At 70.0% G+C, this 23,656-nt stretch carries 21 protein-coding genes; 10 read left to right on the top strand and 11 right to left on the bottom strand.

Going from position 1 to position 23,656, the window contains the following annotated elements; genetic code table 11:
• Positions 1 to 20: 20 nt before the first annotated feature.
• Positions 21 to 2,072, bottom strand: coding sequence for a phosphocholine-specific phospholipase C (locus tag ACZ69Q_RS04485; RefSeq protein ID WP_471036188.1), 2,052 nt, complete (start codon positions 2,070 to 2,072; stop codon positions 21 to 23).
• Positions 2,073 to 2,234: 162 nt separating this feature from the next.
• Here ACZ69Q_RS04485 and ACZ69Q_RS04480 point away from each other — a divergent pair, with 162 nt between their 5' ends.
• From ACZ69Q_RS04480 to ACZ69Q_RS04455, 6 genes are all read left to right on the top strand, one after another.
• Complete coding sequence (locus ACZ69Q_RS04480; protein ID WP_471036185.1) at positions 2,235 to 3,533, top strand: MFS transporter; 1,299 nt, start codon at positions 2,235 to 2,237, stop codon at positions 3,531 to 3,533.
• 223 nt (positions 3,534 to 3,756) lie between these two features.
• Complete coding sequence (locus ACZ69Q_RS04475; protein WP_471036183.1) at positions 3,757 to 4,245, top strand: hypothetical protein; 489 nt, start codon at positions 3,757 to 3,759, stop codon at positions 4,243 to 4,245.
• Between the two features lie 104 nt (positions 4,246 to 4,349).
• Positions 4,350 to 6,086, top strand: coding sequence for a ubiquinone-dependent pyruvate dehydrogenase (poxB, locus tag ACZ69Q_RS04470; protein WP_471036180.1), 1,737 nt, complete (start codon positions 4,350 to 4,352; stop codon positions 6,084 to 6,086).
• Positions 6,087 to 6,245: 159 nt separating this feature from the next.
• Positions 6,246 to 7,316 carry an aromatic ring-hydroxylating dioxygenase subunit alpha gene (locus ACZ69Q_RS04465; RefSeq protein WP_471036177.1) on the top strand — a complete coding sequence of 357 codons (1,071 nt, stop codon included), beginning with the start codon at positions 6,246 to 6,248 and terminating at the stop codon, positions 7,314 to 7,316.
• Positions 7,313 to 7,504, top strand: coding sequence for a hypothetical protein (locus tag ACZ69Q_RS04460; RefSeq protein ID WP_471036172.1), 192 nt, complete (start codon positions 7,313 to 7,315; stop codon positions 7,502 to 7,504). The genes ACZ69Q_RS04465 and ACZ69Q_RS04460 overlap by 4 nt, the downstream gene beginning before the upstream one ends.
• Complete coding sequence (locus ACZ69Q_RS04455; RefSeq protein WP_471036168.1) at positions 7,497 to 8,435, top strand: PDR/VanB family oxidoreductase; 939 nt, start codon at positions 7,497 to 7,499, stop codon at positions 8,433 to 8,435. The genes ACZ69Q_RS04460 and ACZ69Q_RS04455 overlap by 8 nt, the downstream gene beginning before the upstream one ends.
• Here the strand turns inward: ACZ69Q_RS04455 and ACZ69Q_RS04450 are convergent.
• Positions 8,350 to 9,201 carry an IclR family transcriptional regulator domain-containing protein gene (locus tag ACZ69Q_RS04450; RefSeq protein ID WP_471040061.1) on the bottom strand — a complete coding sequence of 284 codons (852 nt, stop codon included), beginning with the start codon at positions 9,199 to 9,201 and terminating at the stop codon, positions 8,350 to 8,352. The two genes, ACZ69Q_RS04455 and ACZ69Q_RS04450, sit on opposite strands and share 86 nt — an antisense overlap.
• A 156-nt stretch (positions 9,202 to 9,357) precedes the next feature.
• Here ACZ69Q_RS04450 and ACZ69Q_RS04445 point away from each other — a divergent pair, with 156 nt between their 5' ends.
• The 4 genes from ACZ69Q_RS04445 to ACZ69Q_RS04430 are packed head-to-tail and all read left to right on the top strand — an operon-like array spanning position 9,358 to position 12,703.
• Positions 9,358 to 10,326, top strand: coding sequence for an ABC transporter substrate-binding protein (locus ACZ69Q_RS04445; RefSeq protein ID WP_471036164.1), 969 nt, complete (start codon positions 9,358 to 9,360; stop codon positions 10,324 to 10,326).
• Positions 10,323 to 11,090 (top strand): ABC transporter permease, encoded by a 768-nt coding sequence (locus ACZ69Q_RS04440; protein ID WP_471036161.1) that lies wholly within the window; start codon positions 10,323 to 10,325, stop codon positions 11,088 to 11,090. The genes ACZ69Q_RS04445 and ACZ69Q_RS04440 overlap by 4 nt, the downstream gene beginning before the upstream one ends.
• Positions 11,090 to 11,866 (top strand): ABC transporter permease, encoded by a 777-nt coding sequence (locus ACZ69Q_RS04435; protein WP_471040059.1) that lies wholly within the window; start codon positions 11,090 to 11,092, stop codon positions 11,864 to 11,866. Before ACZ69Q_RS04440 ends, ACZ69Q_RS04435 begins: the two co-directional genes overlap by 1 nt.
• Before the next feature lie 24 nt (positions 11,867 to 11,890).
• Positions 11,891 to 12,703: an ABC transporter ATP-binding protein gene (locus tag ACZ69Q_RS04430; RefSeq protein ID WP_471036156.1), complete on the top strand. Its 813-nt coding sequence runs from the start codon at positions 11,891 to 11,893 to the stop codon at positions 12,701 to 12,703.
• Here ACZ69Q_RS04430 and ACZ69Q_RS04425 read toward each other — a convergent pair.
• The 9 genes from ACZ69Q_RS04425 to ACZ69Q_RS04385 form a co-directional block, all read right to left on the bottom strand.
• Positions 12,672 to 14,813, bottom strand: a complete 2,142-nt coding sequence (locus tag ACZ69Q_RS04425; RefSeq protein WP_471036153.1) for a discoidin domain-containing protein — start codon at positions 14,811 to 14,813, stop codon at positions 12,672 to 12,674. The genes ACZ69Q_RS04430 and ACZ69Q_RS04425 overlap by 32 nt on opposite strands.
• Before the next feature lie 76 nt (positions 14,814 to 14,889).
• On the bottom strand, positions 14,890 to 16,491 hold the full coding sequence (locus tag ACZ69Q_RS04420) for a glycoside hydrolase family 13 protein (protein ID WP_471036148.1): 1,602 nt from the start codon (positions 16,489 to 16,491) through the stop codon (positions 14,890 to 14,892).
• A gap of 72 nt (positions 16,492 to 16,563) precedes the next feature.
• Positions 16,564 to 17,424: a carbohydrate ABC transporter permease gene (locus ACZ69Q_RS04415; RefSeq protein ID WP_471036146.1), complete on the bottom strand. Its 861-nt coding sequence runs from the start codon at positions 17,422 to 17,424 to the stop codon at positions 16,564 to 16,566.
• Entirely contained in the window at positions 17,421 to 18,377 is a 957-nt protein-coding gene (locus tag ACZ69Q_RS04410) for a carbohydrate ABC transporter permease (RefSeq protein WP_471036141.1), read from the bottom strand. Before ACZ69Q_RS04410 ends, ACZ69Q_RS04415 begins: the two co-directional genes overlap by 4 nt.
• A 6-nt stretch (positions 18,378 to 18,383) precedes the next feature.
• A complete protein-coding gene (locus tag ACZ69Q_RS04405; protein ID WP_471036136.1) occupies positions 18,384 to 19,730 on the bottom strand; it encodes an ABC transporter substrate-binding protein in 1,347 nt (448 codons plus the stop codon).
• Between the two features lie 143 nt (positions 19,731 to 19,873).
• Complete coding sequence (locus tag ACZ69Q_RS04400) at positions 19,874 to 20,872, bottom strand: LacI family DNA-binding transcriptional regulator (RefSeq protein WP_471036132.1); 999 nt, start codon at positions 20,870 to 20,872, stop codon at positions 19,874 to 19,876.
• A 38-nt stretch (positions 20,873 to 20,910) separates the two neighbouring features.
• Entirely contained in the window at positions 20,911 to 21,621 is a 711-nt protein-coding gene (locus ACZ69Q_RS04395; protein WP_471036128.1) for a GntR family transcriptional regulator, read from the bottom strand.
• A 91-nt stretch (positions 21,622 to 21,712) separates the two neighbouring features.
• Complete coding sequence (locus tag ACZ69Q_RS04390) at positions 21,713 to 22,714, bottom strand: proline racemase family protein (protein WP_471036125.1); 1,002 nt, start codon at positions 22,712 to 22,714, stop codon at positions 21,713 to 21,715.
• A 14-nt stretch (positions 22,715 to 22,728) separates the two neighbouring features.
• The gene (locus ACZ69Q_RS04385) at positions 22,729 to 23,625 is read right to left on the bottom strand and encodes a dihydrodipicolinate synthase family protein (RefSeq protein ID WP_471040056.1); all 897 of its coding nucleotides are present in this window, start codon (positions 23,623 to 23,625) and stop codon (positions 22,729 to 22,731) included.
• Positions 23,626 to 23,656 lie beyond the last annotated feature (31 nt).

The following is a 23,656-nucleotide window of genomic DNA, read 5'->3' as shown; positions in this document are numbered from 1 at the left end:
GGGCGGCACGGCGGTCCGGACTACTCCGAGATGATCGCCGGGTCGCTCACGCCCGGCCGCCCGTTCTCGACGTGCCCGGCGAAGCGCCGCAGGAACGCCGGGTCGGCCTCGGACGTGACGGTCAGGTCGTACCAGCGCCGGCTCGCCGCGAGGTCGACCGTCCGGCACACCTTGGCGCCGGGGCGCACGGTCACCGTCGAGGGACGGCCGCCGTAGCCGTTGGCGATCTTGAGGCGGACGCTCGTCGTGCCCTTGTTGGTGAAGGTCAGCTCGATGTCGTCGCCCTGGTGGCGGGCGGTGACCTCGGGACCGGCCACCTTGTTCGAGCCCTTGAAGTAGCGCACGAAACCGGCCGGGCCGTGCACCGTCAGGTCGTACGAGCCGCCCGAGTACGCCGAGTTCCAGGTGTCCGCGATGCCCTTGCCGGCCTCGGTGGTGTACATCCACGGGCCGTCGGTGCGGTTGCCCGACGTGATGTGGAATGCGGCACCGGCCTTGGCGCCGGAGGCGAAGGACAGCGTGAACTTGCCGGCCGCGGAGTCCACCGAACCGTCGACGTGCGGGGCGTACTTCAGCGGGCGCGAGGGGCGCAGACCACGCTCCTGCTTCGGCATGTCGGCATCGGCCGGCGGCGTCGGCTTGTAGTCGGGGTGCCGCTCGCGGTCCTGCGGCTCGTACTCGTCCGTCTCCGGCAGGGCGGCCGGGCGGCTGTCCTTGCGGGAGAAGTCGAAGGCCGAGGTCAGGTCGCCACAGATGGCCCGGCGCCAGGGGGAGATGTTGGTCTCCTTGACGCCGAAGCGGCGCTCCATGAAGCGCAGGATCGAGGTGTGGTCGAGCGTCTCGGAGCAGACGTAGCCGCCCGTGCTCCACGGCGAGACGACCAGCATCGGCACCCGTGGGCCGAGGCCGTACGAGCCGGCCGGGCGCTTGCTGTCGCCCTTGTAGAGGTCGAGCGAGACGTCGACGGTGGACTTGCCCTGGGAGGCGTCCTTCGGCGGCAGCGGCGGTACGACGTGGTCGAAGAAGCCGTCGTTCTCGTCGAAGGTGATGAACAGGGCCGTCTTGGACCAGACCTCGGGGTTGGAGGTGAGAGCGTCCAGGACCTGGGCGATGTACCAGGCGCCGTAGTTCGAGGGCCAGTTGGAGTGCTCGGAGAAGGCTTCGGGGGCCGCGATCCAGGAGATCTGCGGCAGCTTGCCGGCCTTGACGTCGGCCTTCAGCCGGTCGAAGTAGCCGTCGCCGTTCTTGACGTCGGTGCCGGTGCGGGCCTTGTCGAACCAGGGGTCGCCGGGCTTGGCCTCGCGGTACTTGTTGAAGTACAGCAGCGAGTTGTCGCCGTAGTTGCCCCGGTAGGCGTCGTCGATCCAGCCCCAGGAGCCGGCCGCGTCCAGGCCGTTGCCGATGTCCTGGTAGATCTTCCAGGAGATGCCGGCCTGCTCCAGGCGCTCGGGGTAGGTCGTCCAGCCGTAGCCGACCTCGTCGTTGCCGAGGACCGGGCCGCCGCCCTGGCCGTCGTTGCCCGTGTAACCCGTCCACATGTAGTAGCGGTTCGGGTCGGTGGAGCCGATGAACGAGCAGTGGTAGGCGTCGCAGATGGTGAAGGCGTCGGCGAGCGCGTAGTGGAAGGGGATGTCCTCGCGGTTCAGGTACGCCATCGTCGTGGTGCCCTTGGCGGGGATCCACTTGTCGTACTTGCCGCGGTTGTAGGCCTGCTGGCCGTCGGTCCAGCCGTGCGGCAGGCCCTCCAGGAACTGCATGCCGAGGTCGTCGGCGTCCGGGTGGAACGGCAGGATGTCCTTGGTGCCGTTCGACTGGTGCCAGATCGACTTGCCGTTGTCGTGCGCCACCGGGCGCGGGTCGCCGAAGCCGCGGACGCCGCGCAGCTTACCGAAGTAGTGGTCGAAAGAACGGTTCTCCTGCATCAGGACGACGATGTGCTCGACGTCCTCGATCGACCCGGTGCGGTGGTTCGCCGGGATGGCGGCGGCCCGCTGGATGCTGCTCGACAGAGCGGTGAACGCCGTGGTCGCGCCCGCGAGTTGAATGAATCTGCGGCGATTGACTTCGGGCATGAGTGAGGGACCTCTTCCCAATAGGGGTGATTTGACCGAACGGCATGTGACGGAATGCGCGCGGAAGGAGTGTTCCAGGAGCACCAAACGTCAGGGAAGGGTCCGGTGGCGCTCGTGTGAAAGTCGCGGGTACGTGAGGTGTGCCGGGGCCGGGGCACGGGGATGGTCGCGATCATGACAGAGACGACGCGCACGGTTTCCCCGCCGGCCTCACGGCCCGTACGCCAGCTCCTCGCCGCCTCGGTCGGCAACGCCGTCGAGTGGTACGACTGGTACGCCTACACGTTCCTCGCCACCTACATCGCGGCCGAGGTCTTCCCCAAGAGCGCGGACAACTCCCTGGTTCCGCTGCTGTCGACGTTCGCGGTCTTCGCGGTGGGCTTCTTCATGCGGCCGGTGGGCGGGCTGCTCATGGGCGCGATCGCGGACCGTCGCGGCCGGCGCGCCGCGCTGACGGTCACCATCCTGCTGATGGGCGGCAGCAGCCTGCTGGTCGGCCTGACCCCGACGTACGAAGCGGCCGGCGTCCTCGCTCCGGTGACCCTGGTCCTGGCCCGCCTTCTCCAAGGCCTGTCCGTGGGCGGCGAGTTCGCGGCGTCGACGACCTTCCTGGTGGAGTCGGCGGGGCCGGGCCGGCGCGGGCTGTTCTCCAGCTTCCAGTATGTGTCGACGACCGCAGGTCAGCTCGTCGCGTCCGGTATCGCGACACTGCTGGTGGACACTCTCAGCGAGGGCCAGATGAACGGCTGGGGCTGGCGGCTGCCCTTCGTCCTCGGTGCCGTGCTCAGCCTGGTCGGCTTCTGGATCCGGCAGGGCGCCCAGGAGACACGGAGCACCGAGCAGCAACAGGCGCCGCGCCCCGGCCTGTTGGAGGCGCTGCGTCGCCATCCCCGGCAGTCCCTGCTGATCTGCGGCATCACCGCGGGCGGCACGATCGCGTACTACACCTGGACGTCGTACCTGCCGACGTACGCCGAACTCAACGCGGGCATCGAGAAGTCGGACGCGCTGCTCGCGGGCACGATCTCGCTGGCCTTCTTCGCCCTGCTCCAGCCGATCGGCGGCCTCATGTCCGACCGCTTCGGCCGCCGCCCCCTGCTCCTCTTCTTCGGCCTGGGCTTCACCCTGCTCACCGTCCCGCTGCTGCACGCCCTGCGCGACTCCTTCGCGGTGCTGCTGCTGGTGCAGTGCGCGGGCATGGTGCTGCTGACCGGCTTCACCTCGATCAGCGCGGCCGTGAACGCGGAGGTGTTCCCGCCCCGGGTGCGGGCGGCGGGCATCGGGTTCCCGTACTCGCTGACGGTCGCGATGTTCGGCGGCACGGCACCGTACGTCGGCACACTGTTCAAGGAGCTCGGCCACGCGGATCTCTTCCCCTGGTACGTCGCCGTACTCTGCCTCGGCTCGTCGCTGGTGTATCTGCGCCTGCCGGAGACCGCTCACAAGCCGCTGGAACGGTGAGCCTGGCAGGACGCCCGTGTGGCGAACACCCGGGCGAGAAGGTTCGAACGTCCTCTGGGCTGACCGGCACATCCGCAAACCCCGTTGGACACGACCGGAGTCCATGAGGCGCCCGCGTCCCAGGTCAGCCGTCACGCGGCTCGGTGATGTCCCCGCGCACGACGTGCTGTGGCGAGGGAGGCGGATGGGGCGCATCCTGAGGGGAGGGAGTTGGAGGGTTCCCATGGTGTGTCTCACGCGCCCGCTGTTGTACGGGGCCGCCGCCGGAGCCGCCGGTACGACCGCGCTCAACGTGGTCTCCTACGGTGACATGGTGGTGCGGGGCCGGCCTGCCAGCTCCACGCCCGAGACGACGGTGCGCAGGCTGGCGCAGAAACTTCACCTGCACATCCCCGGCGAGGGCCTGGCCCAGGACAGTCGCGTCGAGGCTCTCGGTGCGCTGACGGGCCTGGCGGCCGGGACCGGTATGGGCGCGATGCTGGGGCTGGCGCACGCGGCCGGCTGGCGTCCGGCTCCAGGCGCCCAGTACGCGGTGGCCGTGGTGGGGGCGTTGGTGGCCACCAACGGGCCCATGACCGTCCTGGGGGTGACCGATCCCCGGACCTGGGCCAGGTCCGACTGGATTGCCGACATCGTTCCCCACCTCGCCTACGCGGTGGTGACGGTGAGCGTGTTCAACCGGCTCCTCGGCGGTGTCCCGGCGCCCCGCTGAGCCGCGGACAGCGGGTGCGGGCTCCCCCGAGCCGGGCCATCCTGAGGGCAGGACCTCGATGAGTCCACCGCCGTCCGCAGCCCGGGTCAGGAGGACGTCACATCATGGCCGACACGGTCTCCGACCTCATCGTCTCCATGCTCAAGGCGTCCGGTGTGCGACGGGTGTACGGCCTGCCCGGCGACTCCCTCAACGGTTTCACCGACGCCCTGCGCCGTGACGGCACCATCGCGTGGGGGCATGTCCGCCACGAAGAGGCCGCGGCCTTCGCCGCCGCTGCCGACGCGGGCGTGACGGGGCGCCTGGCGGTCGCGGCCGGCAGTTGCGGGCCGGGCAACCTGCATCTGATCAACGGGCTGTTCGACGCACAGCGCAGCCGGGTGCCGGTGCTCGCGGTGGCCGCGCAGATCCCGCAGGAGCAGATCGGCAGCCAGTACTTCCAGGAGACCCATCCGGAGCTGCTCTTCCGCGAGTGCAGTGTGTACTGCGAACTGGCGAGCATGCCGGAACAGGTGCCCTGGCTCCTGGGCATGGCTCTGCGCGCCGCCCTCGAACGCAGGGGGGTGGCGGTGCTGGTCGTCCCCGGCGAACTGTTCCTGGCGCCGGCGCCCGACAGACCCGCCCAGCACCCGGTGCTCAAGACCTCGTCCCACGTCCGCCCGGACGACGCCTCGCTGGCCCGTGCGGCGCAGGTCCTCAACGGGGCCGACCGGGTGACGATCCTCGCCGGGGCCGGCTGCGAAGGGGCCCACGACGAGGCGCTGGCGCTGGCCGAGGCGCTGCAGGCGCCCATGGTGCACTCCCTGAGGGGCAAGGAGTTCCTGGAGTACGACAACCCCTACGACGTGGGCCTTACCGGGCTGATCGGCTACAGCTCCGGCTACCGGGCGATGGAGCACTGCGACGCCCTGCTGATGCTGGGCACCGACTTCCCCTACCGCTCGTTCTACCCGCAGAAGGCTTCCGTCGTGCAGGTCGACGTGCGCGGTGAGCACATCGGCCGCCGTACGCCGGTGGAGGTACCCCTGGTCGGGACCGTCAAGGACACCGCCCAGGCGCTGCTTCCCCTCCTCGAACGTCGAGGCGACGACGGCTTCCTGAAGACGATGACCGGCCACTACGAGCGGGTGCGTACCCGCCTGGACCGGCTGGCCGAGGCCAAACCCACCGACTCCCCGCTGCACCCGCAGTACGTCGCCGCCACCGTCGACCGGCTGGCCGCCCGCGACGCGGCCTTCACCGCCGACGTCGGCACGCCCACCGTCTGGGCGGCGCGCTATCTGCGCATGAACGGCGAGCGACGGCTCATCGGTTCGTTCAATCACGGCTCGATGGCCAACGCCCTGCCGCACGCGATCGGGATCCAGGCCGCTCACCCCGGGCGGCAGGTGATCGCGCTCTCCGGCGACGGCGGCCTGGCGATGCTTCTGGGCGAGCTGATCACCCTGCGACAGTTGGACCTTCCGGTGAAGGTCATCGTCTTCAACAACTCGGCCTTGGCTTTTGTCGAGTTGGAGATGAAGGCCGCGGGCGTCGTCACCTACGGCACCGGCCTGGAGAATCCCGACTTCAGCGCCCAGGCCCGCGCGGCCGGCCTGCACGCGTCGCGCGTCCGGCGCGCCGAGGAGTTGGAGGACGCGTTGCAAGAGGCGTTCGCGCACGACGGGCCCGCACTGGTCGACGTCCACACCGAGCGCCAGGAGCTCTCGCTTCCTCCGAAGCTCACCCTTGAGCAGATCAAGGGGTTCACGCTGTTCGCCACCCGCACCGTTCTCTCCGGACGCGGTGACGAGATCGTCGAGCTCACCAGGACCAATCTTCGCCAGCTCAGCCTTGAGTAGGGTGGCCGGCCGCTCGGTGCCACCGCGCTGACCAGCATCTTTGCGTAAGCCCTTCCGCCTGGCAGAAGCGGCCTTGCGCCGCTGCCGCGGCCGTCACGACCCTGAGTCCAACCACGGCACGCGGGGCGAGGGCGCCCCGCTCTCAGGGACGGGAACGCCATGCCTCACACCACCGCCTTCGCCAGGAACCAGTGGTACGTCGCCGCCTACAGCCATGAGGTCGGGCGGGAGTTGCTCGGCCGGACGATTCTCGGTGAGACGCTCGTGCTGTACCGGACCGAGGAGGAGGGGACGCCGGTCGTGCTGCACGACCGGTGTGTGCACCGCCGCTACCCGCTGTCCGAGGCGCCGACCCGGCTGGACGGCGACCGGATCGTGTGCGGATACCACGGGTTCACCTACGACACGACGGGGACGTGCGTGTACGTGCCGGGCCAAAAGCGCGTCCCGCGCACCGCGCGCGTGGCCTCGTACCCGGTCGTCGAGCAGGACTCCCTGATATGGGTGTGGATCGGCGACCCGGCGCTCGCCGACCCGCAGGGCATCCCGCGGGCCAGGCACCTGGACTCGCCGGGCTGGGTCACCGTTCGCGGCATGGAGCCCATCGACTGCGACTACGGCCTCCTCGTCGACAACCTCCTCGACCTCTCCCACGAGACCTACCTCCACGGCGGCTACATCGGCACCCCCGAGGTCGCCGAGACGCCGATCACCACGGAGGTCGACGAGGGCGCCGGGATCGTGCGGGTGAGCCGGCACATGGACGACGCCGAGTGCCCGCCGTTCTACGCCAGGTCGACCGGCATCGAGGGCCGGATCACCCGCTGGCAGGACATCGAGTATCACGCCCCGTGCCTGTACCTGCTGCACAGCCGCATCGCGCCGGTCGGCGTGCTGCCCGAGGCGGACGGCAGCGACCCGAACGGCTTCCACACCGAGATCACGTACGCCATCACGCCGTCCGGCGACGGCAAGGTGTACGACTTCTGGGCGGTCTCGCGGGACTGGGCGACGGACGACGACGAGGTCACCGAGTTCCTGCGCGGCAACAACCACACGGTCGTCATGCAGGACGTCAACGCCCTCAACCTGCTCCAGAAGACCCTCGGCACCGAGCGCCACGGCTACCAGGAGCTGAGCATCAACATCGACACCGGCGGCCTGGCCGCCCGCCGTATCCTCGCCCGGCTGGCCGAGGAGGGCGACAAGCCCGTGGAGAAGGTCCTGTGAGCACTTCTTCGACGGGCGAGATCTACCGCATCGACTGGCTGCCGGGCACCGACGTCCTGCACGGCACCTGTCACTGCGGCCGCGAGCACACCGCGCAGGACCCGGTGGAGATGTGGGAGTGGATGCTCGCCCACCCCCAGGGGCACCAGCCGCAGGGACACGAGCCGCGAGGAACCGGTCATGAGTGATGTGTACGAGGCCGAACTCGTCGTGGAAGGGCGGGAGTTCGCCGCCGACGGGGTCCTCGCCCTCACCCTGCGGCACCCGCTGGGCGAGCAGCTCCCCGGTTGGGAGCCCGGCGCCCATGTCGACGTCGTTCTCGGGCCGGGGCTGGAACGGCAGTACTCCCTGTGCGGGGATCCGGCGGACCGTGCCGCCTGGCGGATAGCGGTGCTGCGGGAGCCGGACGGCCGAGGCGGATCCGCCCATGTGCACGAGCAGTTGGGACACGGCGACAAGGTCCGGGTGCGCGGACCCCGCAACCACTTCCGGCTGGAGCCCGCTCCCGGCTACCGCTTCATAGCGGGCGGCATCGGCATCACCCCGATCCTGCCCATGCTGGCGGCGGCAGAGGCGGCGGGCGCCGAGTGGACGCTGCTGTACGGCGGGCGAACGCGTCAGTCCATGGCGTTCACGAAGGAGTTGGGGCGATACGGCGATCGGGTCACCGTCGCCCCGCAGGACGAGTCCGGGCTGCTCGACCTCGCCTCGGTGCTCGGCGACGTCCCCGACGGCACGCTCGTCTACTGCTGCGGGCCCGGTCCGCTGCTCGACGCCGTGGAGGAGCGGTGTCCGGCCGGGGTGCTGCACATCGAGCGGTTCCAGCCCAAGGAACAACTCACCGGTGAGGACGGGGAGTTCGAGGTCGAACTCGCGCAGAGCGGGCGGACGCTCACCGTCGTGCCCGGCGTCTCCGTGCTGGACACCGTGCGGGCGGCCGGCATCGAGGTGCTGTACTCCTGCACCGAGGGCACCTGCGGGACCTGCGAGACCGACGTCCTCGACGGCGCCCCGGACCACCGGGACTCCGTGCTCACTCGGGAGGAGCGGGAGAGTGGCGAGACGATGATGATCTGTGTGTCACGTTGCCGGGGGAAGCGGCTGGTCCTGGACCTGTGATCCGCAGATCCGCCTCGATCCGGGCCACCGTCGCCCGCAGCGGCGGCAACAGGTCCCGGCGCACGGAGTCGACCGTGTTGCGACCGGCGTGCACCGCGATGTTGACGGCCGCGACCACCTCGCCGCCCCGGTCCCGCACCGGGGCGGCGAGGGACCTCAGCCCCTCCTCCAGTTCCTGGTCGACGAGGGCGTAGCCCTGCCGGCGGACGCGGCGCAGTTCTGCCCGCAGGGCGTCCGGCGAGGTGAGGGTGCGCGCGGTCAGCGGCTTCAACTCGGCCCGTTCGAGCCGCACTTCGACCTCCCGCTCCGGCAGATGCGCGAGGATCACCCGGCCCACCGAGGTCACATACGCCGGGAAGCGGGTGCCGACCGTGATGGACGCCGTCATGATGCGCCGGGTCGCCACGCGGGCGACGTACACGATGTCGTCGCCGTCGAGGACGCACAGCGACGACGACTCCCGTACCTGCGTGACGAGTTGCTCAAGATGCGGCTCGGCGATCTGGGGCAGGGTGTAGCCGGCGAGGTAGGAGTAGCCGAGTTCCAGCACTCGCGGGGTGAGGCGGAAGAGGCGGCCGTCCTGGTGGACGTAGCCGAGGTCGGCGAGGGTCAGCAGCAGGCGGCGTGCGGCGGCGCGGGTCAGGTCGCAGGTGTGGGCGACCTCGCTGAGCGTGCGCGCGGGGTGGTCGGCGTCGAAGCAGCGGATGACGGCGAGTCCGCGCTCGAAGGACTTCACGAAGTGCGGTGCGCGGGCCTCGGCGGACATCGCCACCTCCAGAATTGTCAACAATCTTGTCGGCGAATCCATTGACCGGATGCGTTTGAGGCTTCTACCTTCCCGCTGAGCAACCCTGCGCACTACTGTGCGCCTTGCGCACAACCTGTCGGAACACCGTTGCACGTTGTCTGTACAGGAGGAGCCATGCGTCGTCTGTCCGCCGGTCTCAGCGCCGGCGCCCTGCTGCTCGTCGCGACGGCCTGTGGCACGTCCGACGGCGGATCGTCGGACGCGGGCGCGTCGTCCGGTGGTGTCACCACCGTCAAGCTCGGACTCATCCCGATCGTCGATGTCGCGCCGCTGTATCTCGGCCAGAAGAAGGGGTTATTCGAAAAGCACGGCCTGAAGCTGGAGTTCACCACCGCTCAGGGCGGTGCGGCGATCGTGCCGGGGGTGACGAGCGGTCAGTTCCAGTTCGGCTTCAGCAATGTGACGTCCCTGATGGTGGCTCAGAGCAATGGCGTCCCCGTGAAGGCCGTCGCCAACGGCATCGCGTCGACCGGCGTGCGGGGCAAGGACTTCAACGGCCTGATGGTCAAGAAGGACAGCCCCGTCAAGTCGGCGAAGGACCTGGAGGGCAAGAAGGTCGCCATCAACACCCTGAAGAACATCAACGAGACCGCGGTCCGCCAGGCGGTGCGCGAGGCGGGCGGCGACCCGGACAAGGTGCAGCTCGTCGAGATGGCCTTCGACCAGATGCCGGCCGCCCTCGACCAGGGCCAGATCGACGCCGCGTGCGTGGTCGAACCGGCGACCGCCACCATCCGCAGCCAGGGCGGTCGGGAGATCGCCTCGCCGCTGATCGACATCGCACCCGAGCTCACCGTCGCGATGTACTTCACCTCGACGCAGTACGCGCAGCAACACCCGGACCTGGTCAAGAAGTTCCAGGACGCCACCGCCGAGTCCCTCGCGTACGCCGAGGCCCACCCGGACGAGGCCCGGCAGATCGTCACGACGTACACGAAGATCCCGGTGTCGGTACTGGAGCAGGTCGTCCTGCCGAAGTGGCCGGCCGAGGCGAACCGTCCCTCCATCGAGGCCCTCATGAAGCTCGGCGAGGAGGACGGCCTCTTCAAGAAGACGCCCGATCTGGACGCGCTCCTCCCGTGAGGAACACCGCACTCGGTGCCGCCGGGCTCGCGGCCTTCCTCGCCCTGGGCGAGGCGGTGCCGCGGCTCGGCCTGGTCAAGGAGGCGTACTTCCCGCCGACCAGCCGGATCGCCTCAGCCCTCGGGGACGAACTATCCGACGCCGCCTTCTGGGACGCCCTCGGCGACACCCTCACCGGCTGGGCGCTGGGCCTCGCCATCGCGGTCTGCGCGGGTGTCGTCGCGGGCGTCGTCGTCTCCGTCGTGCCGTATCTGCGCGCGGCGACGGCCTCCACGATCGAGTTCCTGCGCCCGATCCCGTCGGTGGCACTGATCCCGCTCGCGGTGCTGCTGTACGGCACCGAACTGCGGTCGGTGCTGCTGCTGGTGGTGTACGCGTCGTTCTGGCAGGTGCTGATCCAGACCCTGTACGGCGTCCAGGACGTCGACCCGGTCGCCGAGGAGACGGCACGCAGTTACGGCCTCGGCACCTGGGCGCGCGTCCGCCATGTGCTGTGGCCGACCGCGCTGCCGTACGTCATGACCGGTGTCCGGCTGGCCGCCGCGGTGGCGCTGATCCTCGCCATCACCGCCGAACTCGTCATCGGTGCGCCGGGGTTGGGCCGGCAGATCGCGGTGGCGCAGACCTCGCAGGCGGTGCCGGAGATGTACGCGCTGATCGTGGTCGCGGGCCTGCTCGGGCTGCTCATCAACGTCGGCGCGCGCACGGTCGAGCGGTGGGCGCTGGCCTGGCACCAGTCGGTGCGCGGGGAGGTGGCGGTGTGATCGGGCGCCTGCTGCTCAGAGCGCTGTTCGTCGTCGCGTTGCCCATCGTCCTGGTCGCGGTGTGGTGGGCGGCGTCGGCCGGCAGCACCGACCCCTTCTGGCCGCCGCTGCGGACGATCCTCGACACCTTCCCGGACGTGTGGACGGCCGACCGGCTGCGAACCGACGTCTTACCGAGCCTGCTGCGGCTCCTCGCGGGCTATGCGCTCGCCGCCCTGGCCGGCGTCGCGCTCGGCACGGTCATCGGCTCCTACCGGACGGTGCGCGCGGTGTGCGAGCCGGTCCTGGAGTTCCTGCGGGCGGTGCCGCCGCCCGTGCTGGTGCCGGTCATCATGCTGTTCGCGGGCATCGGCGACACGATGAAGATCGTCGTGATCGCGAGCGGCTGCGTGTGGCCCATCCTGCTGAACACCGTGGAGGGCGTGCGCGCGGTCGACTCGGTGATGCTGGAGACGGCCCGTTCGTACGGCGTCTCGGGCCTCGCCCGGCTGCGGCATCTGGTGCTGCCCTCGGCGAGCCCGCAGATCTTCGCCGGGCTGCGCCAGGCGCTGTCGATCGGCATCATCCTGATGGTCATCAGCGAGATGTTCGCCGCCAACAACGGCATCGGCTTCACCGTCGTCCAGTTCCAGCGCAGCTTCGCGGTCCCCGACATGTGGACCGGGATCCTCGTCCTCGGCCTGCTCGGCTTTCTGCTCTCCGTCGTGTTCCAGTCGGTCGAGCGCCGGGTGCTCGGCTGGTACCACGGTCTGCGCGCCACCACCCGGCGGTCCTGAGTGAACACCGTGAAGGGGCGGGTCATGCTCGACGTACGCGGCCTGAAGAAGGTCTACGAGGGTTCCGGGCGGCGTGTGGAGGCGGTGCGCGACCTCACCTTCACCGTCGACGCCGGAGAACTCGTCTGTCTCGTCGGGCCGTCGGGCTGCGGGAAGACGACCCTGCTGAAGTGCATGGGCGGACTGCTGACGCCGACGAGCGGTGAGGTGCTCCTGGAGGGGCGCGGGGTGAGCGGGCCGCCACCGGGGATGGCGTTCGTGTTCCAGGAGTACGGGCGCAGCCTCTTCCCCTGGATGCGGGTCGGCGAGAACGTCGAACTCCCCCTGAAACAGAAGGACTTGGGCAAGGCGCGACGTCGGGAGCTGGTCCGCGACGCGCTGGAGTCGGTGGGGCTGGCGGACGCCGTGGGGGCGTATCCGTGGCAACTGTCCGGCGGCATGCAGCAGCGCGTCGCCATCGCCCGCGCCCTCGCGTACGAGCCCCGTGTACTGCTGATGGACGAGCCGTTCGCGGCGGTCGACGCGCAGACGCGGGCCGATCTGGAGGACCTGGTGCGGGGGCTGTGGCGGGAGCGCGACATGACGATCCTGTTCGTCACCCATGACATCGACGAGGCCGTGTACCTGGGTGAGCGGGTGATCGTCCTGTCCGCGTCCCCGACCGTCGTACGTGAGCAGCTCAAGGTCGATCTGCCCGCCGAGCGCGACCAGTTGCACACTCGGGTGGACCCGCGCTTCGCCGAACTGCGCACCCATGTGTACGAGCAGATCCAGGCGGCGAAGCGCGGGGTCGCGCAGGACGCGGTCACGAAGTCAGATACGCCTCCACCTCACTGAACTGGCCCGCCGGCCACCCGGTGTTGGCGCTGACCGACAGCCGCAGATAGCGCAGGTTGGTGCCGCCGGGCAGGGCGACGGTGGCCGTGTTGCCGGTGGCCGGGTCGAAGCGGTAGCCGGTGGCGCCGACGACCGTGGAGTAGCTCGAGCCGTCGGTGCTGCCCAGCACCGTCACGGTCTGGGTGCGGGCGCCCCACGCCGAGGACGGCGGCAGCTTGAGCACCAGACGGCGCACCGCCTCGCCGGCGCCGAGGTCGATCGTCAGGGACTGCGGGAAGGCGTTGTTGCTGGACTCCCAGTAGCTGTTGGCGTCGCCGTCGACCGCCTTGCCCGGCGTGTAGACGTCCTGCGAGCCGGTGGCGGTGGCCGGACGGCCCTTGGCGAGGTTGCGCGCCGGGTCCGGGTCGGGGTTGCCCTGGCCGGGCTGCGGCCAGGTCGAGCAGTCGGACCAGGTGCTGCTCCAGCCGGAGTTCCCGCCGCCGTCGGTGAGGGTGAAGGTGCCGGAGTTGGCGGGGTAGGGGCAGTTGTAGATGCCGGCTGCGCCGACGCCGGTCGCGGTGACGTTGCGGAAGGTGGCGGCGCCCTGGGCCTCGGCCTGGACGACGACCGTGCCGGTGTTGCGGACGGTGGCGCCCTCGACGGTGATGTTCTTGGCCGCGAAGCCGCGACCGCTGCCCGAGACGAACTCGAAGGCGCTGTACGGACTGTCGGTGACGGTCGTGTTGGTGATCTTCACCTGGGCCTCGATGGCGCTGTCGTAGGAGTCGACGCGCAGGGCGCCCATCGGGTGGTTCCAGTTGGGGTTCATCGCGCCGGTGCGGACGAGGGTGTTGCCGTCGACCGTGATGGTGCCGGACAGCGGGTGGAAGGGGTCCAGGAACTTCTGGTTGGAGATCGCGATGCCGCTGCCGAGAGCGTTGGTGTCGGAGATCAGGTTGTTCCTGACGGTGATGTCGGTGCCGCCGTAGATCGCGATGCCGTTGGCCAGGTTCGGCTGGGTGATGGTGTTGTTCTCGAAGCTGCTGTTCGTGTCCGGCGCGTACAGCGACCACATGGCGAGCGCGTCGTCTCCCTGGTTGCGCAGGAAGTTGCCCCGGACCCTCACCCCGCGCGCGTTGCCGTTGAGGTTGAGGCCGTCGGCGGTCATGTCGAGGAAGCGGTTGTTCTCGACGACCAGGTTGTCGTTGTTGCCCATCAGCCAGAGGCCGACCTTGAGGTGCTGGAGCCACATTCCGGAGACGGAACTGTTCGGCCCCAGCGATCCGTTGACGAAGTTGTCGGGGTTGGAGTCGACCCGCTCGGTGACCTCGCCGATGACCGCGAAGTCCTTGATGTGGACGCCTCCGGAGGAGCTCGACTGGTCGATGAAGCGCGAGGTGCGCACGATCGAGTGCCAGTTGCCCGCGCCCTGGAGGGTGACGTTCTGGACCCCGCTCAGGGAGGACGTCAGCCTGTACTCGCCCGGCGGGATCCATACGACGCCGCCCTGGGCCGAGGAGATGGCGTCCCGGAAGGCCTGCGTGGAGTCGCCCTGGCCGGTGGGGTCGGCGCCCTTGGAGGTCACCGACACCGACCCGGCGGGCTGGCTCGCCGCGCCCGCGACCTGCTCGAAGTCGGCGACGTCGAGGGTGACCTGGGCGTTCGTCGCCTCCAGGGCCACCTTGTCGCCGGCCTGCACGTTCTGCCCGAGCAGCAGCCGGGCGTTGTCGTAGAAGTGGTGGGTCCTGGCGCCCGGGATCCAGCCGGTGTCGATGTAGGAGTACTTGGCGGTGACGGTGATGGTCTTCGCCAGCTTGGTGCCGTTGACGTACACGTTCAGCGAGCCGGTCTGGCCGTCGGGGACGCTGTAGGCGACGTTGAGGGCGTTGGCCGCGCGCGGCGCGGTGAACTCGACGCGCTGGCCGGAGGCGAGGCGTACGGCCTGACGCCCGGAGGCCTCCGAGGCGAGGGTGCCCTGCGTGTAATCGGGGCCGATCTTCGTGCCGGTCGTGGTGGCGGACTCGGCCTCGACCGAGGTGAACGGGAGGGTGGCGCCGGCGGCCGCGTGGGCGGTGGGGGCAGTCGTGGTGAGCAGGCCGGCGGCGAGGGCGACCGTCACCGCGGTTGGCATGATCCTGACAGATCTGCGCGTGTACTGCATGTGCTGATCCCTTCGTGGTGGGGGTACGGGGATAGCGGGTCCGCGGTCAGGCGCGCAGCCAGGCCGCGGTGTCCTTCGGCAGCCGACCGCCGGTGTCCAGGGGGCCGCTGGTGAGGAGCAGTTCGGTGTGGTCGGGCAGGTCGGCGGGCACGTCGGCGAGGTTGACCACGCAGATCACGCCCGGCGCCCGGGTGAAGGCGAGCACGCCCTCGGCTGCCGGAAGCCAGGTGAGCGGGCCGTCGCCGAACTCCGGGCGCAGTGCGATCGCCCGGCGGTAGAGGCCGAGCATCGAACCGGGGTCGGCGGCCTGCCGGTCCGCGGCGTACGCGGCCCAGTCGGCGGGCTGCGGCAGCCAGGGCTCCTCCTGCGAGCCGAAGCCGGCGTGCGGCGCCTCGGCCGCCCAGGGCAGCGGCACCCGGCAGCCGTCCCGGCCGGGGTCGGTGCCGCCGGAGCGGGCGTGCATCGGATCCTCGATGCGGTCCAGGGGGATGTCGGCCTCGGGCAGACCGAGTTCCTCGCCCTGGTAGAGGTAGACGGCGCCGGGCAGGGCGAGCGAGAGCAGGGCCGCCGCCCGTGCGCGCCGGGTGCCGAGGGCCCGGTCGGACGGGGTGCCGAAGGCCTTCGCCGCGAAGTCGAAGCCGGTGTCGGCGCGGCCGTAGCGGGTGACCGTGCGGGTGACGTCGTGGTTGCACAGCACCCAGGTCGCGGGGGCGCCGACGGGCGCGTGCTCGGCGAGGGTCGTGTCGATGGACGCCCGCAGCCGCTCGGCGTCCCAGGGGCAGGACAGGAACGCGAAGTTGAAGGCGGTGTGCAGCTCGTCCGGGCGCAGATAGCGGGCGAAGCGCTCGGGGTCGGGGAGCCAGACCTCGCCGACGAAGACACCGTCGTAGTCGTCGGCCACGGTCCGCCAGGAGCGGTAGATGTCGTGGAGTTCGTCGCGGTCGACGAATGGGTGCGGGTCGGGTGCGTCGGCGAGGTCGGTGAGCGCGGGGTCCTTGGCGAGCAGCGCGGCCGAGTCGATGCGCACACCCGCCACGCCCCGCTCGAACCAGAAGCGCAGGATGTCCTCGTGTTCCTGACGGACGGCGGGGTGGGCCCAGTTGAGGTCGGGCTGCTCGGGCGTGAACAGATGGAGATACCACTCGCCGTCCGGCAGCCGGGTCCACACGGGCTCGGTGGAGCCGACGAACTGCGACGGCCAGTCGTTGGGCGGGAGGTCCCCGTCCGGGCCGCGTCCGGGCCGGAAGTGGAACAGCTCGCGCTCCGGGCTGCCGGGACCGGCGGCGAGCGCGGCCCGGAACCACGGGTGCTGGTCGGAGACGTGGTTGGGCACGATGTCGACGATCGTGCGGATGCCCAGCTCACGTGCCTCGGCGATGAGCTTCTCCGCCTCGGCGAGGGTGCCGAACGCCGGGTCGATCGCGCGGTAGTCGGCGACGTCGTAGCCGCCGTCCTTCAGCGGTGACACGTACCAGGGCGTGAACCACAGGGCGTCCACGCCGAGTTCGGCGAGATACGGCAGCCGGGCGCGGACGCCCGCGAGGTCGCCGGTGCCGTCGCCGTCGCCGTCCGCGAAGCTGCGGACGTAGACCTGGTAGATGACGGCGGAGCGCCACCACTGTGCGGCGGCATGACGGGACTGTGCCACGGTGCGGCCCTTTCTGTCGGAAGGAGGAGGGCGGGCGTCCGCAGGGCGGGCGGTGTCCGGGAGGCGGGGGCGTCAGCCCTTGGTGCTGCCCGCGCCGATCCCGGCGATGATGTGCCGCTGGAAGAGAAGGAACATCGCGACCATGGGGATGCTGGCGATCACCATCGCGGCGATGAGCACGGTCAGCGGGATGTTCTGCGAGAGCTGGACGAGCGCGACGCTGATCGGCTGTTTCTCGGTGTCGGAGAAGACCATCAGCGGCCAGAGGAAGTCCTGCCAGACGGCCACCAGGGCGAAGATCGAGACCACGCCGAGTACCGGACGGGACATCGGCAGCACGATCGACCACAGGGTGCGCAGCCTTCCGGCACCGTCGATCTCGGCGGCTTCCAGGACATCGCGCGGGAGCTGGTCGAAGAACCGCTTCAGCAGATAGAGGTTGAAGGCGTTGGCGACGGCCGGCAGCCAGATGGCGAGCGGGTCGTTGAGCAGCCCCAGGTCCGCCACCGTCAGGTACTTCGGTACGACCAGTGCCTGGGCCGGGACCATCAGGGTGGCGAGGATGCCGCCCAGGACCACCTTGCCGAAGACGGGGCGCAGCTTGGACAGGGCGTATGCGGCGGCCGTGCAGAACACGATCTGGAACAGCCAGGCGCCGGCGGCCTGGACGACCGTGTTCCACAGGTGACCGGGCAGCGCCATCAGGTCCCAGGCGTCCGTGTAGCCGCTGAGGTGCCACTGCTCGGGTACGAGCGTGGGCGGGGTCCGCGCCACCTCGTCCGGCGACTTCATCGCGCCCGTCACCATCCAGTACACGGGGAAGAGGAAGGCGAGCGTGAACAGCAGGACGGTGCCGGTGAAGACGGACCAGTAGACGGCCCTGCCGCGCGGGCGGGCCAGCGCCGCCGGGGAGAGCAGGGTCCGGGTGGTCATGCGTCCTCCCCTTCGGTGCGCGTCAGGCGCAGATATACGGCGGAGAAGGCGCCGAGGAGCACGAGCAGCATGACGCTGAGGGCGCAGGCGCCGCCGAAGTCGTTGTAGAGGAAGGCGTACTTGTAGATCAGGTACAGGACGGTGACCGTGGCGTTCTCCGGGCCACCGCCCGTGATGACGAACGGTTCGGTGAAGACCTGCATCGTGGCGATGATCTGAAGGAGCATCAGCATCAGGATCACGAAGCGGGTCTGCGGGATGGTGACGTGCCGGACGCGCTGCAGGAGGTTGGCGCCGTCGAGCTCGGCCGCCTCGTACAGCTCCCCCGGGATGGACTGGAGCGCCGCGAGGTAGATGAGGACGGTGCCGCCCATGTTGGCCCAGGTGGCGACGATCACCAGGGAGACCAGTGCCGTGTCGGCTCCGTTGGACCAGTTCGACGTCGGCAGGTGCAGGAACCGCAGCGCCTCGTTGGCGAGGCCGGTGCCGGGGTCGTAGAACCACTTCCACAGCAGGGCGCTGACCACCGGCGGGATCATCACCGGCAGATAGACCACGACCCGGAAGAACGCCTTGGCGTGCCGCAACTCGTTGAGGACCAGGGCGAGTACGAAGGGGATCGCGAAGCCGAGCAGCAGGGCGAGCAGCGTGAAGGTGAGGGTGTTGCGCCAGGCGGCGGCGAACTCCGGGTCGGCGAAGACGCGGGTGAAGTTGGCGGTGCCGACCCACTCGGGGTCGCTGCCGGGCGTGTACTTCTGGAAGGCGATCACGACGGCGCGGATCGCCGGGTACCAGGAGAACAGGGCGAAGCAGACGAGGCCGCCGAGGAGGAAGCCGTAGGCGCGTGCCTGGTCGGCGAGGCGGCGCCGCCTCCGGTCCCCTGCCGGGGGCGGCGCCTGCATCGGGCGGACCGCGACCTTCGCGGCGGTCGCTCGCTGAGCCGTCTCGGTCATGGTCCGTCAGCCCCGGGACAGGATGCCGTCGATCTTCCCGGACGCGTCCTTGAGGAGCTGGTCGATGTCGGCGTCCTTCTTGGTGAGGACGGCGGAGACGACACCGTCGAGGACGGAGTAGATCTGCTGGGCGTTCGGCGGCTCGATCTTCATCTCCAGGCTCTGGTTGCCGTCGAGGAACGCCTGGTAGTTGTCCACCGGGACGTTGGCGTTGGCCTCCTTGACCTGCTGGTCCTTGGCGTCGGCGGCACCGGTGAACAGCCGGGGCTCGGGCAGTCCGACGGGGGCGTCGTTCTTCTTGGCGCGGGCGTAGTCGCCGAGGAAGCCGTCGCCGGGCGTGAGGAACATGTGGTCCAGCCACTTCAGGCCGGCGCGGATCTGCTCGGGGCTCGCCTTCTTGTTGAACATGTAGCCGTCGCCGCCGATGAGCGTGCCCTGGCCGCCGGGCATGGGCGCGAGCGCGAGGTCCTTGTAGTCGCCGCCCTTCTCCTTGACCAGGATCGGGATGTTGTCGGGGGCGGAGAGGTACATGCCGAGCTTGCCCGAACCCATCATCTGCTGGACGTCGTTGATGACGAGGAGCTGCTTGCTGCCCATGGAGTTGTCGGTCCAGCGCATGTCGTGCAGGTTCTGCAGCACGGCGCGGCCCTCGGGGGTGTCGACGGTGGCCTTCTTGCCGTCGGCGCTCACGACGTCGCCGCCCTGCGAGTAGAGCTCGGCGGTGAAGTGCCAGCCGCCCTGGTTCTGGGCGCTGTAGTCGGCGTAGCCGATCGTGCCGTTGCCGAGAGCGGCGATCTTCCTGGCGGCGGCGCGCAGTTCGTCCCAGGTGGCGGGGGGTTTCTCGGGGTCGAGGCCGGCCTTCTCGAAGAGCGCCTTGTTGTAGATCAGGCCCATCGAGTAGCCGGTGCGCGGGATGCCGTAGATCTTGCCGTCGACGGTGTAGATGTCGCGGAGCTGCTGCTGGATCGTCCCGTAGCTCTTCAACTCCTTCACGTACGGCGTGAGATCGGCGGCCTGGTTGATGTCGACGACGTGCCGGGCGTCGGTGAAGTACGTGTAGAAGACGTCCTCCATCTGCCCGCCGGCGAGCTTGGCGTCGAAGGTCTTCGGGTCCTGGCAGGGGAACGCGTCATGGGCCGCGACGTCGATGTCCGGGTTGGCCTTCTCGAAGGCCGCGATGTCCTGCTCGAAGAACTGGCGGTCGACCTTGGCGCTCTTGGGCGGCATGCAGTTGACCGTGATGCGGGTCTTGCCGCTCGCGGAGTCGTCGCCCGACCCGCAGGCGGAGACGGCCAGGGCGAGGGAGCAGACGCTCAGCGCGGCGAAGGTACGGCGGAACCCGGTGCTTCTCATCGGTGGACCCCTCTGGGCAGGAGCGGTGGGCGCCGCACACTCAAGCACCGGCGACATCTGAACGCAAGATGTCGCGCGAGATTTGAAATTTTTGAACAGTTGAATGGATCTCGAGGGACGACGGAGTGGGCGAGGGCCGGGCGTCAGGCGCGCGGGGCCTGCGCCGTGGAGCCGCGCACCACCAGCTCCGGCTCGAAGAGCAGCTCGTCCGCAGGTACGGCGGTGCCGCCGATCTGCGCGTTCAGCAACTCGACCGCCGCCCTGCCCATGGCCTCGATGGGCTGGCGGACGGTGGTGAGCGGGGGTTCCGTGCAGTTCATGAACGCCGAGTCGTCGTACCCGACCACGGAGATCTCCGACGGGACGTCAAGTCCCTTGCGGCGGGCGGCCCTGATCGCGCCGAGCGCCAGTGGGTCGCTCGCGCAGATGATGCCGGTGACGCCCCGGTCGATCAGCCGGGAGGCGGCCGCGTGCCCGCCCTCGATCGAGAAGATGGCCCGCGCCACGCGCTCCTCGGGCAGCTCGCCGGCGACGCCGCGCGCGGCGGCCAGCTTGCGCGCCGACGGCATGTGGTCGGCCGGCCCGAGCACCAATCCGATGCGCTCGTGCCCCAGCGACGCCAGGTGCCGCCAGGCCTGTTCGACGGCCACGGCGTCGTCGCAGGACACACCCGGGAAGCCGAGGTGCTCGATGGCCGCGTTGACCAGCACCACCGGGATGTTGCGGTCGGCGAGCTCCTTGTAGTGGTCGTGCGGTGCGTCGGCCTGGGCGTACAGCCCGCCGGCGAACACCACCCCGGAGACCTGCTGTTGCAGCAGCAGCGCGACATAGTCGGCCTCGGACACCCCGCCCTTGGTCTGCGTGCACAGCACCGGCGTCAGGCCGAGCTGGGCGAGCGCGCCACCGATCACCTCGGCGAACGCCGGGAAGATCGGGTTCTGGAGCTCGGGCAGCACCAGACCGACGAGCCGGGCGCGTTCGCCGCGCAGTTGTGTGGGCCGCTCGTAGCCGAGGACGTCCAGCGCGGAGAGCACCGCCTGCCGGGTGGCCTCGGAGACACCGGGCTTGTCGTTGAGCACCCGGCTGACCGTGGCCTCGCTGACCCCGACCTTCTTCGCCACCTCAGCAAGTCGTCGCGTCATACACGCAAGAATAGCGCAAGAAGCGCAAGCCGCTTGCGTTACGTTGCCTTCTCCTTCTTCGCCGCCCAGAGTCCGCGGACATGCCCCAGGTGGCGGGTCATGACCTCGTGTACGGCCTTCTCGTCGCGGGCGATCAGCGCGTCGAGGAGTTCGAGGTGCTCCTCGGCGGAGGCCAGGAGGCGACCGGCCTCGACGAGTGCGGTGAGGCCGTAGAGCCGGGAGCGCTTGCGAAGGTCGCCGACGACCTCGACCAGGTGGGCGTTGCCGGCGAGGGCGAGCAGGCCGAGGTGGAAGCGGGTGTCGGCCTCGACGTACGCGATGAGGTCACCGGTGACTGCGGCCTGGACGATCTCCCGGGCGGCGGGGCGCAGTGCCTCCAGGGAGACCTTGTCGGCGGTGCGGGCCAGCTCCACCACCGTCGGGACCTCGATGAGCGCCCGGACGTGGGTGTACTCGTCGAGCTGCTTCTCGGAGACGGCGGTGACCCGGAACCCCTTGTTGGGGACCGTGTCGACCAGGCCCTCCTTGACCAGGTCCAGCATGGCCTCGCGCACCGGCGTCGCCGAGACGCCGAAGCGGGCGGCGAGCGTGGGCGCCGAGTACACCTCGCCGGGGAGCAGTTCCCCGGCGATCAGCGCGGCCCGCAGGGCGTCGGCGACCCGCTCCCGGTAGCTGCTCTTCCTGCCGCCCAGACTCGGCAGCGCCGGGGCGGCTGCGGTGGACGGGGCGCCGGTGCGCTGGGCGGCCATGCGGTGTCTCCTAGCTGGTGCAATGTCACGCGCTACCGTCACGCGGTAACCGCCATTATCCCCGGCTCCGGTGCCCTGCCGGGCCCCTTCCCTACAGCACGAACCCGGCCGGGAACGGGTCGGACGGATCGAGCAGGTACTGCGCGGTCCCGGTGATCCACGCGCGGCCGGTGAAACTGGGCAGGACGGCGGGGCGGCCGGCGACCTCGGTGGTGCCGAGGAGCCGGCCCGTGAAGCGGGTGCCGATGAAGGACTCGTTCACGAACTCGGTGTGCAACGGCAGTTCACCCCGTGCGTGGAGCTGCGCCATGCGGGCGCTCGTGCCCGTACCGCAGGGCGAGCGGTCGAACCAGCCCGGGTGGATGGCCATCGCGTGCCGGGAGTGCCGGGCGGTGGCGCCGGGGGCGATCAGGTGGACGTGATGGCAGCCGCGGATGGACGGGTCCTGAGGGTGGACGGGCTCCTCCTCGGCGTTGATCGCCGCCATCAGGGAGAGGCCGGCCTGGAGGATGTCGTCCTTGCGGGAGCGGTCGAAGGGCAGCCCGAACTGCTCCAGCGGCAGGATGGCGTAGAAGTTGCCGCCGTACGCCATGTCGTATGTCACCGTGCGCCCGTCGGCGAGGGCAATCTTGCGGTCGAGGGCGACGGAGAAGGACGGCACGTTCTGGAGGGTGACCGCCTTGGCCGCGCCGTCCTCCACGGCCACCTCGGCGACGACGAGGCCCGCCGGGGTGTCGAGCCGGATGGTGGTGACCGGCTCGACGACCTCGACCATGCCGGTCTCGACGAGCACGGTCGCGACCCCGATCGTGCCGTGCCCGCACATCGGCAGATAGCCGGAGACCTCGATGTAGAGCACGCCCCAGTCGCAGTCGGGGCGGGTGGGCGGCTGGAGGATTGCGCCGCTCATGGCCGAGTGGCCGCGCGGCTCGTTCATCAGGAGCTGCTTGATGTCGTCGCGGTGCTCACGGAAGTACAGGCGCCGCTCGTTCATGGTCGCGCCGGGGACGGTCCCGATCCCACCGGTGATCACGCGGGTGGGCATGCCCTCGGTGTGCGAGTCGACGGCGTGCAGGACGAGTTTGCTGCGCATTGGACCAGCCTCCTTCACGCGAGCCCGGCGGCGACGGCCTTCTCGGTGGCGGCGCGGATCACGGCCGCCTGCTCCGGCAGCAGGGGCACCCGTGGTGGACGACAGCGTCCCCCGTGCCGGCCGACGATGTCCATGGAGAGCTTGATCGCCTGCACGAACTCGACCTTGGAGTCCCAGCGCAGCAGCGGGTGCAGCTCCTCATAGAGCTTCTTGGCGGTGCCGAGGTCGCCGCCGACGGCGGCGTGGTACAGCTCGACGGTGGAACGGGGCAACGCGTTCGGGTAGCCGGCCACCCAGCCCTTGGCGCCGGCGAGCGCGAGCTCCAGCAGGACGTCGTCGGCACCGATCAACAGATCGAGTTCCGGGGCGAGTTCGGCGAGCTGGTAGGCGCGGCGGACGTCGCCGGAGAACTCCTTCACCGCCTGGATGTACCCCTCGCCGTGCAGCTTCGCGAGCAGTTCGGGGACGAGGTCGACCTTGGTGTCGATGGGGTTGTTGTACGCCACGACCGGGATGCCCGCCCCGGCGACCTCCTCGTAGTGGGCGAGGACGGAGCGCTCGTCGGCGCGGTAGGCGTTCGGCGGCAGCAGCATCACGGACGCACAGCCCGCGTCACGGGCCTGCTCCGCCCAGCGCCGGGACTCGGCCGAACCGTAGGCGGCCACACCGGGCATCACACGCGTGCCGCCGATCGCGGAGACGGCCGTCTCCACGACCTTCGCCCGCTCCTCGGGGGTGAGCACCTGGTACTCCCCGAGGCTGCCGTTCGGCACGACACCGTCACAGCCGTTCTCGACCAGCCAGGAGCAGTGCTCGGCGTACCTGCCGTGGTCGACGCGGAGATCGTCGTCGAGCGGGAGGGCGGTGGCGACCAGGACGCCGCGCCAGGGACGGTGTTCGGTGACGGTCAGGTCGGTCATCTCGGTTCCCTCTCAGTGGAGT

Source organism: Streptomyces sp. NPDC036764 (assembly GCF_055609385.1).
The sequence above is the reverse complement of the archived record's forward strand: the minus strand, read 5'-3'. Positions and strand labels throughout refer to the sequence as shown.